Raw genomic sequence first — 14,163 nt, forward strand, 5'->3', positions numbered from 1 at the left:
AATTTCATCTCTATTATTCCCCAAGCTTGGAATTTCAGGTATTCCTCCGGTAAAATTCATCTTCCATCGCCATTTGTTCCGCTGTTGTTCCAGGAAAGAGCATTTCTTTTTGTAAAAGGAAGACGCCGTCTTGTTTATGTACAAGAAAACCCAGTGCGGCGAGACGCGACAAGTATTCATAAGCCAACGCTCCCAATGTCATATCTTTAGCAAGCGGCAGCACGCGCAACCGGATATCCCCCTGGGCACAACGCTTTTCTAAACTTTGAACGATTTCCTCGACCGTCACAAAACTGCCTGGTATTTTTTTAAAAAGAAGATCTATAAAAAGATAGGTTTGCCAAATGATTGGGAATGCAGTAACTGAAACAGAAAAGAAACCAGGCTGGCCAATTTGTGGTGGGAGCAGGAATAAATTCTTTCCCGCTGTGTACAGCTCATTGAGGAATTTGGTGTGGAGTGTTGCCGGATTGGCACCAATTGCCAACTTGCTCTGCAAAAGCTTTCGCCTCCATAGGGATCCAGGAACCTGTTGTAAAGATGGAGGAATAAGAGCATCTCTGAGACGGGCGCGATTCAAATGAATCTGTGCCTTCGATGCGAACGCTTTTGAAGTTGAGTATGGGGATATACTGTGCAGCAGGGTGAACCTCCCTGTATCTGGACAGAAAAAAGGAATAAAGCCGGGCCCGTTAAGTGCGTCCCGATAAAATAAATAATGGAAGCCTGAAAGCTGGACTGTCTTTCCGGAATATTTCGGCAGATGGGTCGCACCAAGAATCCAAAGCGGGATATATCCCCTGCTCTCATATCCCCGTGTTCTTTTAATAAAACATTCTTCCGGAATTGTACTGCATTGAAATTCGAGGGCGTAATGGCGGTTTTGATGGATAAAGGTAATATCGGGGCGCTGATGGATGTAAGAGTCATATTGCTCAACAGCTGCTGGTATGCCCTGACTTATGAGCCAGTTGAAGAGTGCAAACTTTCCTGCCAGATGGTACTCAGATTCTCTGTCATACTTGCTCTCCTCGCAACCGTCCTTGAGATGCGAAAAGTGAAAAATCCTTTTTGTTCCTAATTTAAGGATCACTTGCTCCCCGCAGGAAGGACAAAGAAATTCCTCATCGTCCCGAAGCTGTTTCAACGCTTCCCTGCTATAGCTATGGGCAAGGCAAAGGGTCTGGCCGTTTTTCAATTTTGCGGTCAGCACATGCTATCTCCTCCTTTTTCTTTCTCTATATTAAATTCTCTTTCCGTAGGCCAACTCCTTTTATATGGTAAAACTTTTTAAATGTGTGAAACAGTAAGCATCTTCAAAATTAATAAAATAACCCAGCCGTTTGTTTTGTAAGCGGCTGGGTTTTCGGTGATAACTCAATATTCATTTTTAAGGCTCTGTTAGTATTCATTGTTGATTTTAGTTGAGGTATGAGAATTTATTAGGGGGAGAACTTCCCGCTATTGTACCCACGGGCACCTTAAGAGACAGAAATAAGCGGAGAAATTCCCCTTAACTTCTTAAAATAAGTTAAAAACCAATGATTCTGGTTTGATAAGCGGAAAAACTCCCCTTATTTTAAGGGAAATATCGGTATTTCCCGATTTAACCGGAATTTCTCCCCTTATTTTTCAAACAGAGTGAAATCAACATTCAGCAATAACAGAGCCATTTTTAAAAGGAACAGTATACACACGTCATTATTAGCCTCAATAAACCTCCCCCCAACGGACAACTAAAGCAGCGGGGAGAGGAGTCTTGAGGTCGATTCAAGAAGTCTATATCCTAAGTGGCGCTGATTAAAGCTATTCAGTTCCAGCTTTTTTGAATCCTTAAGATCATTCTCATATTCAGCTACCAGCTTTCTTGTGCTTTCTGTACGATAAAGGAAGGCATTCACCTCAAAGTTTAAATGAAAGCTTCTCATGTCCATATTGGAAGTTCCAATCGAAGCTAGCTGGCCATCAACAATGACTATCTTGCTATGCATAAAGCCCCGCTTATACTCATAAATCTTTACGCCCGCCTCAAGCAGCTCTGGAAAGTAGGAACGTGATGCATGGAAGACAATCCATTTATCAGGTTTATCCGGCATAAGGATCCGGACATCAATTCCGCTTAATGCGGCAATCTTCAGGGCGGAAAAAATATCTTCATCTGGAATGAAGTAAGGCGAGGCAATCCAAACTGACTTTTCCGCAGCGGTAATCATTGAAAATAGCATATTCTTGATTGTCGTATGTTCATTATCAGGGCCACCAGCTATTAAATGAACGCCTCCGTGGAATCTGCTTCCTTTAACATGCGGAAGGTATTCCTCGGTAAGAAGACTGTGGTTGGTCATATAGTACCAATCCTGTGCAAAGATGAGCTGAAGGCTTCTTACCGCTTCCCCCTTCAGCATTAAATGGGTATCGCGCCAAAAACCAATCTTCTTGACACGGCCCAGATACTCATCGCCAATATTCAAACCGCCGACAAAGCCGACAACCCCATCAATCACGATAATTTTGCGATGGTTTCTAAAATTGAACTTACTGCTCAGAAACGGAAGCTTTACCGGTCCGAAAGCAACAACTTCAACGCCGGCATTTTTTAAGCCATTGATATATTTCTTTGACAGCCTCCACGATCCTACATCATCATACAGTACCCTTACCTTTACACCTTCCCGAGCCTTTTTCGAGAGTACAGCCTTTATCTCTTTGCCAATTTCATCATCCCGGAGTATATAATACTCAAGGTGGATATGATGTTTTGCTTTTTTTAATTCCTTAAGGATGTGGCCGAAGGTTTCTTCTCCATTTGCCAACGTTTTCGTTTCAGTTGTAAACGAGATGGGGGTGTTTGCAAGTGTTTGCGCGAGTGAAACGAGCCTGTGCTGCTGCCCAACAAATTCGGGAGGGGTTTTATTTGGATCAGGAACAACTTCGCCCTCAACTGTCAGATATGCCTGCTTATCAAGGATATACTTTTTACGGTACATTCGTTCCTTTTTATAATTCCTGCCAAATAGGATATAAAAAATGAATCCTAGAAGGGGCAGGCTGCCAAGGACGACCAGCCAGGTAATGGTCTGGGTAGGATGCCTATTTTCCAGGAAGATAACAAGACCAATAAAAATGACAGATAACGAGAATAAAACGCTTATAATACCAAAAATATCCCATTCAAGGTAATCCTTGAACAGGTAGATGCCTCCTGACAGGATTAAAGCAAATACGATAATTCTTACTGTGTTCTTCATTTCTTATCACCGCCGTTATCCTACAATACGATCTTCAGTCGAGAAAAGTTTCTAAATAAATGAATTAATTAGCCATTACGATTTCGACTACCCTAATTTAAGAGGAAATTAAATGCATTTTTAAAAAAAACACTCAAAAAAGGATTACATAAAAAAAGCCGGCCTCAGAGCCTGATGGACCTGGGTCGGCTAGTAATTAAAAATACTTGCGCAATTCGGCAAAGACATTTTGATTGATAACTTCTTTCCCGTATTCCTCTAATCGATGAATGGTTAGCTGGCTTTCCTCCCCATATTCCAGGAGAATGCTGAGTAGGTCGTCAATTTTATCCTCCTCAAATTTTCCTTCCGGGAATTCGATGTATAAATAATACCTGTTATCATAATGGAACAGTTTTGTATCAATTTCATCCAAACCGCCCCGTTTTGAAAGCTGGATGATGTCCTCAAAGTCTCTGAACGAAAGAAGGAAATCCATACCTTCTTCTTCCCCAAACCCATCTTCATCCCCTGGAGTGAAATGTTGTTCAAGGATATCCTCGAGTTGATCATCTATTGGCAGGTCCTTGACTTTTTCATTAGGAATCGGCAATTCAAACTTTTGTCCGTCTTTGGACATTTGTGCCTTTGTGACCAAAACTTCGAGGCCTTTATCAAGCGCTTGAACCTGTATCCAAAGCGGGCCTTCGACAGTGAACTCTTCTTCCTGATGGATTTCGTCCATCATTTCCCAGAAAAGTTCCTCGCTGCGTTCCCGGTTGTACCAGATTTCCTCGCGATCGAAACCACGCTCTTCTATATCTATATACGAAATATAAAACTTGACTGTATTTTCGTTAATACGTTCTATTTCCATATTTAACTCTCCCTTCCGGCAGCAAGAGTGAAGGGACTAATTACCCCCATGCAGACGGTATTGCTTATCTATTACCCATATGAAGACTGTTTATTCTTTGTACAGCCTTGTACCTTTATTTTATGACAATCAAGGGAATTAGGGAAACAAAAGATACCAATTCTTGAAAAATGAGCATATGCCCTTAGCACAGTCATACAGATTTTCCTGTAGTTTTCCGCTGCAGGCGCTTCGCTTTCCACGGGTGGCCTGGAAGCCTGTCTAGCTCCGGCTCCTAGCTCCTCGAGGTCACTTCGGTCCTTCAGCTGAAGTCAAAGAACGACTTCTGCTTCAGGCCCTCCAGCGCTTGTCGGAGCTGGGCAGTCGCCTTCGCTTTCCTTTCTCCTCGGCGCAAGCGCCTGCGGGGTCTCCCACTGACCTTTTCTCCCGTAGGAGTCTTCGCGCCTTCCGCTTCAATCCATTCTGTTAAAAAACAACAACTTTCTATAACACTGACTACATTTAATTTATCACCTGCACTATAAATGTAAGTGAGTAAGAATCTCCATATATAGAAAGCGGATTCAGTATGCTGGCTTTTTAAGTTTCCTTCTAGTTTAGCAAAGGCTTGGTTTCAATACAATAAAATTTAATTGGAAAAAACCATTAAATTTTAAACAAAAAAAACCCCCACTTTCATGGAGGTTTCCAGGTATATTTCTAATTGACAAGCTTTTGAGCTTCCCGTAGTTGGAAGGTACGAACCTTCCGTGGAAGGAAGCGGCGGATTTCATCCTCGTTATAGCCTACCTGCAGCCTTTTTTCATCGAGGATAATCGGGCGGCGAAGCAAACCCGGATTTTCCTTAATTAATTCAAACAGGTTCTGCAGAGGCATGGCTTCGAGGTTGACATCAAGCTTCTGGAAAGTTTTCGAGCGAGTTGAGATGATCTCATCTGTCCCATCTTCAGTCATTCGAAGGATTTCCTTAATTTCATCGATTGATAACGGTTCAGAGAAGATATTCCTTTCTTTGTACGGAATCTCATGCTCTTCCAACCATGATTTTGCTTTTCTACATGATGTGCAGCTCGGTGAAGTGTATAGCGTTACCATTGTTTTTTCACACTCCTTCAGATTTAAGACCATCTATATGGTAGTACAAGAAATTACTATTTTTATAGTAATAAATTAAAATAATTATAAATAAGGAATTTATATTTTTTATTATACAATATGACTGATTAAAACGATATAGTTTTTTGCATTCATTTCAATTTTAGGTTCATACCTTCTTATAGACGATTTAGAACAGGAAAAGTTTCACTTTTTTAAAATCTTAATCTGTAATTTTCCTCATCTCCCCTTAAATCGATATAAGATTCGAATAATTTTACTTCTTTATGTACGTATTGCGGCAAAATATTTAAAGATATAAACTTTTACCCTTTATTTCAAGTTTAAAACATCTTTTGTTAATCTTTTTTCTCAATGAATGTTTTTAATTGAAAACCCACAGATGTCCTTGAGCTTAATGCTAAAGCATCTGAGAGAATTACAATGTTTCTTCATCCGGGAAAAAGAAAATAAATTTCATCTCTGGAACCTGTTGTTTTCCTTTTAATAATGTTAGCTTTCTTTTAAAATAGAAGGTAGATACATAGCTATAATACAATCAGGAGGGGCAGGGGAAGAAGGATGGGAGAATATTTACTCGATTTTGCAATGGTCACAATCCTTATTGTTGGAATTACAGCTGTCATGGGTGTCTTAACCAATGGAATTGGCACTAGCTTATTTGCAAGAGGGAAAAAGAATGAGTTTGTTGACCAAATAGCCGGTAATCAAAAGGGCTGGAAGCAAGTGGGCGGCAAAAGGAAATAATTATAACGAAAGCTGCAGAAGATCCTCATTGGGCCTGCAGTTTTTTTATCCAAAAAAGGTGGCTCCTGATTCATTCAGGAGCCTTTGTTTATTAGCTTATTTATACTGTGCTTTGTATTGCTTGAATTCCTTTTCGGAGCAAAGGACATAGTGGCCTGGACCTACTTCGCGCATTTCCAACTGCTCGTTTTCGGCATAATCATGAACACTCGGATTATACGTTTTACGCTTTCGTGTACGCTCACTATCCGGGTCTGGAAGTGGAATCGCAGATAAAAGGGATTGAGTATATGGGTGAAGCGGATTTTTATACAAATCCTCAGCCGGTGCCAATTCAACCAACTTCCCAAAGTACATAACACCAATTCTATCGCTGATATATTTAACCATTGAAAGGTCATGGGCAATAAACAAATATGTCAGCCCTTTTTCACGCTGCAGCTTTTTCAGAAGATTGACAACCTGAGCCTGGATCGACACATCGAGTGCGGATATTGGTTCATCCGCAATAATGAATTCAGGTTGAACAGCCAATGCACGGGCAATACCTATCCTTTGTCTCTGGCCACCCGAGAATTCGTGTGGATACCGGTTCGCGTGCTCCTTGTTCAGGCCTACTGTTTCAAGCAGGGTATACACCCGCTCCATACGTTCTTTTCTATTCTTGGCAAGGCCATGGATGTCAATGCCTTCTGCTATAACATCTGCAACCTTCATTTTCGGGTTTAATGAGGCGTATGGGTCCTGAAAAATCATTTGTATGCTGCGATTGAACTTCTTAAGTTCATTCCGTGATTTTTTGTTGTGGACGTCTTCGCCTTTAAATTTTATGATACCATCGGTCTTATCATACAGTCTTATAATTGTCCGCCCCGTTGTGGACTTACCACATCCGGACTCACCTACAAGACCAAGGGTTTCCCCTTTATAAATATCAAATGTGATGCCATCAATTGCTTTTACTTCGTTTGGCTTACCAACATTAAAATATTGCTTTAAATTGCTAATTTCTAAAAGCTTTTCCCTATTTTCCACTGTTTTTTCCTCCTTTCCACCATTTTTAACGATTGAATTTTTTCATTCGCATTTTTACTGCAGCAGGCGGTTCTACCTTAGGAGCATCCGGATGTAACAGCCAAGTAGCAGCATAATGTGTATCCGATACCTTAAACATTGGGGGCTGCTCTTCTAAATCTATTTGCATCGCATATTCATTCCTAGGTGCAAATGCATCACCCTTTGGAGGATTCAAAAGATTAGGCGGTGTCCCGGGAATAGCATATAATTCCTCATCCTTCGCATCCAAGCTTGGCATTGAACTAATTAATCCCCAAGTATATGGATGCTGCGGGTTGTAAAATACCTCATCAACGGTTCCGACTTCTACAATTTTTCCTCCATACATAACCGCAACCCGGTCCGCAACATTAGCAACTACACCAAGGTCGTGTGTAATAAAGATAATGGAGGTGTCAATCTTATTTTGCAAGTCTTTCATCAATTCAAGAATTTGAGCCTGTATAGTAACGTCAAGAGCTGTTGTTGGTTCATCAGCTATTAGCACTTTAGGATTACATGCCAAAGCAATGGCAATAACTACCCTTTGTCTCATACCACCTGAGAACTGGTGAGGATATTGCTTAACCCTTTGTTCTGGCTTCGGAATACCAACCAACTGAAGAAGTTGGAGTGCCCTCTCCCTTGCAGCACCTTTACTCATTTTCTGGTGTTTGATCAGTGGCTCCATGATCTGCTTACCAACTGTCATGGTAGGATTCAAAGATGTCATCGGATCCTGAAAAATCATCGATATATCCTTGCCCCTGATATTTTGCATTTTCTTATCACTCAATTTTACCAAGTCTTTACCATCAAATAGTATTTGTCCACTTTTGATTTCTGAATTCCCTGAAGGTAAAAGGCTCATAATTGCTTTTGTCGTGACTGATTTCCCTGAACCAGACTCACCGACAATGGCAAGAGTTTCGCCGCGTTTCAAATCAAAACTTACTCCACGGATTGCCTGGACTTCACCGCCAAATGTATGAAAAGAAATACTCAAATCCTTTACTTCAAGTACTTTATCCAATTAAATTCACCTACCCTTTTAATCGCGCATTTTTGGATCAAGCGCATCCCTTAAACCGTCTGCCAGCATGTTAAATGCGATCATTATGACACTAATTATAATGGCCGGCACAATCATTTCATGTGGATGTAGACGAATCACCTTAAATCCTTCATCAATCAATGTCCCCAATGAAGCATGCGGGTCTTGTAAGCCTAACCCAATAAAACTTAAGAAGGCTTCGGAGAAAATTGCATTTGGAATAGTAAACATTGTATTTATAATTATGACTCCAGCCAAGTTGGGCAATAAGTGTTTAAAAATGATTTTCATATGGGAATTTCCAAGTGTTTTTGAAGCCAGGACATATTCTTGTTCCTTTAGCTTCAAGACTTGGGCCCTTACAACACGTGCCATCCCTACCCATCCTGTGACTGTCAATGCAATTGTAATGGATAGGATACCTGGTTCCATGACTAATATCATTAAAATAACAACAACAAGGAATGGTATACCAATAAGAACTTCGGTAATTCGCTGCATAATGTTATCAAGTCTACCGCCAAAATAACCTGAAATGGCTCCGTATGCTACTCCTATAACCATATCAATTGCAGCAGCAAGGAGAGCGATATATAAGGAAATCTGGGTTCCTTTCCATACTCGTGAGAACAGGTCACGGCCGAGTGCATCTGTTCCAAACCAGTAATATTCATCGACCTTTTTTTGCTCGTATACATTGATTTCCTTACCGGCTTTATTTTCTTTTACACCATCAAAAGGGAGCCAGCTTATATTTTCCAATACTTGTACCCTTGGAGGTAAATTGTTGTGCCTTACATTTTGTTTATCATACTCTTTTCCACTAATTAAAGGGCCAATAAAAGCCATGATGATAATAATAGCCATGACCACGATGCTTATTAGTGCAGCTTTATTTTTCCTTATTCGAAGCCAGGCATCTTGCCAAAAGCTTAGGCTTGGCTTATTAATTTCTTCACCTTTTGAAGCATCAATAACGGCTGGCTGGAACTTTTCCTTTGGAATATGAATTTCATGGTTAGACATTATTTTTTCCCTCCCGACAGCCTGATGCGAGGGTCAATGATTCCGTACAGAATATCAACCACAAGTATGACAATGACAAATAAGAAAGCAAATAGTATTGTCGTACCCATAATAACAGGATAATCGTTAAGCGTTACTGCTTTGACAAATTGTTCACCAAGTCCTGGAATTGCAAATATTTTTTCAATAACGAGTGATCCAGTCATTAGTGAGACTGCTAGCGGACCTAGAACAGTCACCAACGGAATAAGAGCATTCCTTAAGGCATGCTTGAAAATAATTTGGCCATAACTAGCCCCTTTTGCTCTCGCTAGCGTAATATAATCCGAGCCCAGTACATCAATCATTTCCGTCCTTACGAATCTTGCAGTAATAGCGATTGGGAACATGGAAAGTGCAATCGTAGGCAGCACGGTATATTCAGGCCCCTTCCAGAAAAGAACTGGAAACCAACCTAATTTAACCCCAACAAAATATTGCAGCAAACCGGCAAAAACAAAGTTAGGAATAGACTTACCTACTACTGCCACAAAAGTGGAACTATAGTCAATCCACGTATTTTGGCGGAGCGCAGAAATAACACCCAGTAACAGCCCTATGATCGCCCCAACTACCATTGCCTGGAAACCAAGTTGGGCAGATGGGCCAATACGCTTGAACATTAAATCGCTAACAGGTGTATTGCTGAACTGGAATGATATTCCAAGGTCACCTTGAACCAAGTTGAACATGTATCTGGCATACTGAACTGGTACTGGCTGATCCAAGCCATACTTTGCCTTCATAATTTCCAATTGTGCGGGGGGTAGTTTTGCAGCGCTGGCGAAAGGAGTTCCAGGAATTATTTTCATTAAGAAAAATGTTAATGATGCGATGATGAAGAGGGTGATAAACATATAAAATACCCTACGTAGTAAATATTTCGCCATTTGTACACCTCCTATGAATTTTCTCTATTTTTTGATAACTTTTATACAGGGAAAAAGAGAGTATATTTGTCTATATACTCTCTTTTCTCCTTTAGAAATAGTATGCAATTCTAAATTAGAAACTATTATTATTTATTTATTCCCCTTCAACTGTAACCCATTGGAATGAGTAATCTGGGCCATAATTGTAGATTGCAAGACCTTTAACTTTAGGATTTAGAAGGATATTTGCTGCACGCTGGTAAACAGGCGCAATACCCGCATCTTCCTCAAGCATGATTCTTTCAGCTTCTTGCTGTGCTTCAAAGTTAGCTGCAGGATCTGTAGCAAGTTCACCTTGAGCCTTTTTGATCAACTCATCATATTTAGGGTTGGAGTAGCCCATACGGTTGCTTCCTCCATTTGTGATCCAAAGATCCGTGAAGGAAAGAGCGTTACCATAGTCTGGTCCCCAGCCTGCGAATTGAAGATCGTAATCCATAGCGTTGTCGCGCTCAAGGCGGACTGCGAATGGAACACTTTCAAGCTTGATAGTCAATCCTGGAAGGTTTGTTTCCAATTGGTTCTTGATGTAAGCATCATTTTTCTTTGAAGCTTCAGTGTCGCCACCAAGGTAGCGTAATTCAAGTTTGTCAACACCAAGCTCTTTCAGCCCAGCTTCCCAATATTTCTTTGCTTCTTCAGCGTTGAATGAAAGCAATTTCGGATACTTGTCACGGAAGTCCTTGCCATCATGCTCAACGAAATCCTTTGGAACAATATAGTCTGCAGGAATTGAACCATTGTTTAGAATGTTAGCAGTCAAGTCTTCCTTATTGAAGCCCATTGCAATTGCCCTGCGGATATTCTCGTTTTGAAGAGCTTTATTCTTCTGGTTCAACTTGATCCAGAATACAGTCGGTTCAAGCCAGCTAACCATACGGTCATCGCCTTCATAAGAAGGAACAATGTCAGAAGAAAGAAGGCCAGTCATGTCAGTTTCATCAGCTTCAAAAGCATTTACTGCTGCGTTGGAATCCTTAACAACGTTAACAGTGATTTTCTCAAGTTTGACGCTGTCAGCATTCCAGTAGTCAGGGTTCTTTTCAAGTACCCATTCAGTAGCTTCTGTTCCATCCCACTTAGTCATCTTGAACGGACCGTTGTAAAGAAGGTTGTCGGCACTGCTAGCGAAAGCTTCGCCTTTTTCTTCAAAGAACTTTTTGTTTTGTGGATAGAATGTTGGGAATGCAAAAAGGTCTTCCCAATACACAACCGGCTTTTCAAGAGTTACTTCAAGAGTTTTATCATCAAGAGCCTTTACGCCAAGTTCAGTTACATCATAAGGCTTTTTGTCTGCTGCTGCTTGAGTAATTTTTTCAGCGTTTTTAATTTTTCCACCCATCATATATGGACCGTATGGGGAAGCGGTTTTCGGATCAATTGCACGCTGCCACGCGAATACGAAGTCATGTGCAGTAACAGGGTCTCCGTTAGACCATTTTGAATCACGGAGGGTGAATGTGAATACAGTTTTGTCCTCATTCACTTTTGGCTCGCCGTCAGACAATGCTGGTACCGGCTTGTGGTTTTGATCAAGGCGGTATAGGCCTTCACCAACGTTGTTGATATAAGTGAAGCTTGTTGAACCTTCAGCAAGCACAGTGTCCATTGTTGGGATTTCAGAGGAATCCAACATCCTAATTTCCTGTGGAACATCCTGCTTTGCTGGCTTGTCCTTGTCGTTTTCTCCTTCTTTTGCGGTTTCTCCACCACCGCTACATGCGGTTAAAAGGAGAGAGAATGCTAGACTTAAAACTAAAAGCAGTGTCCATTTTGACTTTTTCAAAGAAGTTCCCCCTTTTGTTATTTTCTGAAAACTTTCAAAACTAATTATATAAAAATTTAATAAAATGTACAATCTTTTTTTACAAGAAATTTTTGGTCTTAAAAGAAAAGCTAATATTTTTCTCTCAATAATAAAAATGTGATATACTTTGAAAAGCAAATTGGACTTTCTATTTTTAATGGAAAGTGAACAAAGGAGAGAAAAAGTGCACATTTTCACCAAAAAAATGGTTTCTGCCTTCTTATTTTGCCAAGGTTTTATCTTTCTACTTTCTTTTATTTTTTATAAAAAAATCACATTGCTTTATTATATAAATATATCCTTTTATCTGTCCGGAACCATGGTTTTCCTCTCCCTGCTGTTTTATACTATCCACTCGGGATTCTTTGACACGGTGTTTCATTCATTCAGGACTCTTTTTACCAAAGAGGAAAAAAGCGAAGAGCAATCAAAAGCTGATAAACCACCGCTCTCAGAGCTTATAAATTTAAATATTTCACCGTTTGCCAAGCTTGGTGTGGTTAATTTGCTCTTTATGCTGGGAAGTTTGATTTTATTTTATTTGTAAATGCTAGAGAACTTGATAATCAAAAAAAGATTACTTATAATAAATTTAAATTTTAAAATGATAAATGCAATGAGAAAGAATAGTACACTTGCTGTTGGCTTTCAGAGAGTTTGTGGGTGGTGCGAACAAACAGCCAGGCATTTGGAATGGACTTTTGAGCCCCGGGGAGGAAACAGCAAGTATGTCCCGGCGTATGCCATACGTTAGATTGGCTCCCCTTTACCAAGGGGACTAAGCGGCTTGAAAAAGCAATTAGGGTGGCACCACGGACCATTCGTCCCTATCTACATGGGGAGGAATGGTCTTTTTTTATTGCAAAAGCGCAAGCGCCTCGGTCATCGCCGTACAAAATGGAGGGGCTTCGACTGAGATACGGTGAATCTTCCATCAGTGGTGAATTTCCACTGATGGTTAGATGAAGCAATCGGACCTCATACGTCAGTTGCCAACGAAGGAGGCTTACTGACATTTAAGGCGGGATAAAGGAATCACGAAGAGCGAATGCGCATTCGTGTATGACTTATCGTAGGGAGGAGACCTGAAGTTTGCGCACGCGTAGGCGCTCCTCATTACGCTATCGCGTAATTTCGTGCGATGCATCTCGGGGAAGCATTTCTTGTGGAGCTAGACGTACACATTTTATAAAAAGATAAGGAGGCTTGATGTATGAAAACCATTTTCTCTGGGATTCAGCCTAGCGGAACGATTACTCTTGGGAATTATATTGGAGCTTTAAAGCAATTCGTCGAGCTGCAGGAAGAATACAACTGTTATTTTTGTATTGTTGACCAACATGCAATTACTGTACCTCAGGATCGGATGGAGCTCCGGAAAAATATTAGAAGCCTTGCCGCACTGTATTTGGCAGTGGGTCTGGATCCTGAGCGGGCGACATTGTTCATTCAGTCCGAAGTGCCTGCGCATGCACAGGCTGGGTGGATGATGCAATGCGTGTCCTACATTGGTGAACTAGAACGGATGACTCAATTTAAGGATAAATCAGCTGGCAAGGATGCTGTTTCGGCAGGATTGCTTACTTATCCTCCGCTTATGGTGGCTGATATTCTCCTCTATAGTACCGATTTGGTTCCTGTTGGCGAAGATCAGAAACAGCATCTGGAACTGACAAGGGACCTCGCAGAGCGTTTCAATAAGAAGTACAATGAGATCTTTACCATTCCTGAGGTTCGGATTCCTAAAGTGGGTGCCAAGATTATGTCCCTGCAGGACCCAACCAAAAAGATGAGTAAATCCGACCCTAACACAAAATCGTTCATTTCCATTCTGGATGAACCAAAACAAATTGAGAAAAAAATAAAAAGCGCTGTAACCGATTCAGAAGGCATTGTTCGCTTTGACAAGGAAAACAAGCCAGGTGTTTCCAACTTGTTGACCATTTACTCTATTCTTAGCGGAAAAACAATTGCTGAGCTCGAAAATGCTTATGAGGGTAAAGGCTATGGCGAATTCAAGGCAGATTTGGCTGAGGTGGTAGTCGGTGCACTGAAACCGATTCAGGATAGGTATAATCAATTAATGGAATCCTCTGAACTTGATGATATCCTTGACCGAGGCGCAGAAAAAGCAAATAGAACTGCCACAAAAATGCTTAAAAAAATGGAAAATGCGATGGGCCTCGGCAGAAAAAGACGTTAAGCCTAGCTACTCAATTTCAAGTAAAAAGGCATTCCTTCCCTTAATTTGGGTTGAATGCCTTTTTAAATATTTCGGTTTA

At 40.8% G+C, this 14,163-nt stretch carries 12 protein-coding genes and 1 other annotated feature; of the genes, 3 read left to right on the forward strand and 9 right to left on the reverse strand.

Annotated elements, in window-relative coordinates; all coding sequences use genetic code 11:
- Positions 1-34: 34 nt before the first annotated feature.
- From AM500_RS20175 to spxA, 4 genes are all read right to left on the reverse strand, one after another.
- Positions 35-1,213, reverse strand: coding sequence for a competence protein CoiA (locus tag AM500_RS20175; RefSeq protein WP_053600840.1), 1,179 nt, complete (start codon positions 1,211-1,213; stop codon positions 35-37).
- A 523-nt stretch (positions 1,214-1,736) separates the two neighbouring features.
- On the reverse strand, positions 1,737-3,248 hold the full coding sequence (gene cls / locus AM500_RS20180) for a cardiolipin synthase (protein WP_053600841.1): 1,512 nt from the start codon (positions 3,246-3,248) through the stop codon (positions 1,737-1,739).
- Between the two features lie 196 nt (positions 3,249-3,444).
- A complete protein-coding gene (mecA, locus tag AM500_RS20185; RefSeq protein ID WP_053600842.1) occupies positions 3,445-4,104 on the reverse strand; it encodes an adaptor protein MecA in 660 nt (219 codons plus the stop codon).
- A 699-nt stretch (positions 4,105-4,803) separates the two neighbouring features.
- Positions 4,804-5,199, reverse strand: coding sequence for a transcriptional regulator SpxA (gene spxA, locus AM500_RS20190; RefSeq protein ID WP_043933042.1), 396 nt, complete (start codon positions 5,197-5,199; stop codon positions 4,804-4,806).
- Positions 5,200-5,781: 582 nt separating this feature from the next.
- Between spxA and AM500_RS20195 the strand changes: the two genes are divergently transcribed.
- Positions 5,782-5,967, forward strand: coding sequence for a hypothetical protein (locus tag AM500_RS20195; RefSeq protein WP_043933043.1), 186 nt, complete (start codon positions 5,782-5,784; stop codon positions 5,965-5,967).
- A 96-nt stretch (positions 5,968-6,063) separates the two neighbouring features.
- On the opposite strand, the gene AM500_RS20200 is transcribed toward AM500_RS20195, so the two are convergent.
- From AM500_RS20200 to AM500_RS20220, 5 genes are all read right to left on the reverse strand, one after another.
- A complete protein-coding gene (locus AM500_RS20200) occupies positions 6,064-7,002 on the reverse strand; it encodes an ABC transporter ATP-binding protein (protein WP_053600843.1) in 939 nt (312 codons plus the stop codon).
- Positions 7,003-7,027: 25 nt separating this feature from the next.
- The gene (locus AM500_RS20205; RefSeq protein ID WP_053600844.1) at positions 7,028-8,056 is read right to left on the reverse strand and encodes an ABC transporter ATP-binding protein; all 1,029 of its coding nucleotides are present in this window, start codon (positions 8,054-8,056) and stop codon (positions 7,028-7,030) included.
- Between the two features lie 18 nt (positions 8,057-8,074).
- Positions 8,075-9,103: an oligopeptide ABC transporter permease gene (gene opp3C / locus AM500_RS20210; RefSeq protein ID WP_053600845.1), complete on the reverse strand. Its 1,029-nt coding sequence runs from the start codon at positions 9,101-9,103 to the stop codon at positions 8,075-8,077.
- Positions 9,103-10,032, reverse strand: coding sequence for an oligopeptide ABC transporter permease (gene opp3b / locus AM500_RS20215; RefSeq protein WP_053600846.1), 930 nt, complete (start codon positions 10,030-10,032; stop codon positions 9,103-9,105). The genes opp3C and opp3b overlap by 1 nt, the downstream gene beginning before the upstream one ends.
- A gap of 136 nt (positions 10,033-10,168) precedes the next feature.
- Positions 10,169-11,860 carry a peptide ABC transporter substrate-binding protein gene (locus AM500_RS20220; protein ID WP_053600847.1) on the reverse strand — a complete coding sequence of 564 codons (1,692 nt, stop codon included), beginning with the start codon at positions 11,858-11,860 and terminating at the stop codon, positions 10,169-10,171.
- Between the two features lie 178 nt (positions 11,861-12,038).
- Here AM500_RS20220 and AM500_RS20225 point away from each other — a divergent pair, with 178 nt between their 5' ends.
- Both AM500_RS20225 and trpS read left to right on the forward strand, forming a co-directional pair.
- Positions 12,039-12,428, forward strand: coding sequence for a DUF3899 domain-containing protein (locus tag AM500_RS20225; RefSeq protein ID WP_156319866.1), 390 nt, complete (start codon positions 12,039-12,041; stop codon positions 12,426-12,428).
- A gap of 60 nt (positions 12,429-12,488) precedes the next feature.
- Positions 12,489-12,713 (forward strand) — a binding site (T-box leader).
- A 381-nt stretch (positions 12,714-13,094) separates the two neighbouring features.
- The gene (gene trpS, locus AM500_RS20235; protein WP_053600850.1) at positions 13,095-14,084 is read left to right on the forward strand and encodes a tryptophan--tRNA ligase; all 990 of its coding nucleotides are present in this window, start codon (positions 13,095-13,097) and stop codon (positions 14,082-14,084) included.
- The last annotated feature ends 79 nt before the right edge of the window (positions 14,085-14,163 follow it).

Origin of the sequence: Bacillus sp. FJAT-18017 (assembly GCF_001278805.1) — a bacterium.
Taxonomy (GTDB): domain Bacteria; phylum Bacillota; class Bacilli; order Bacillales; family Cytobacillaceae; genus Bacillus_D.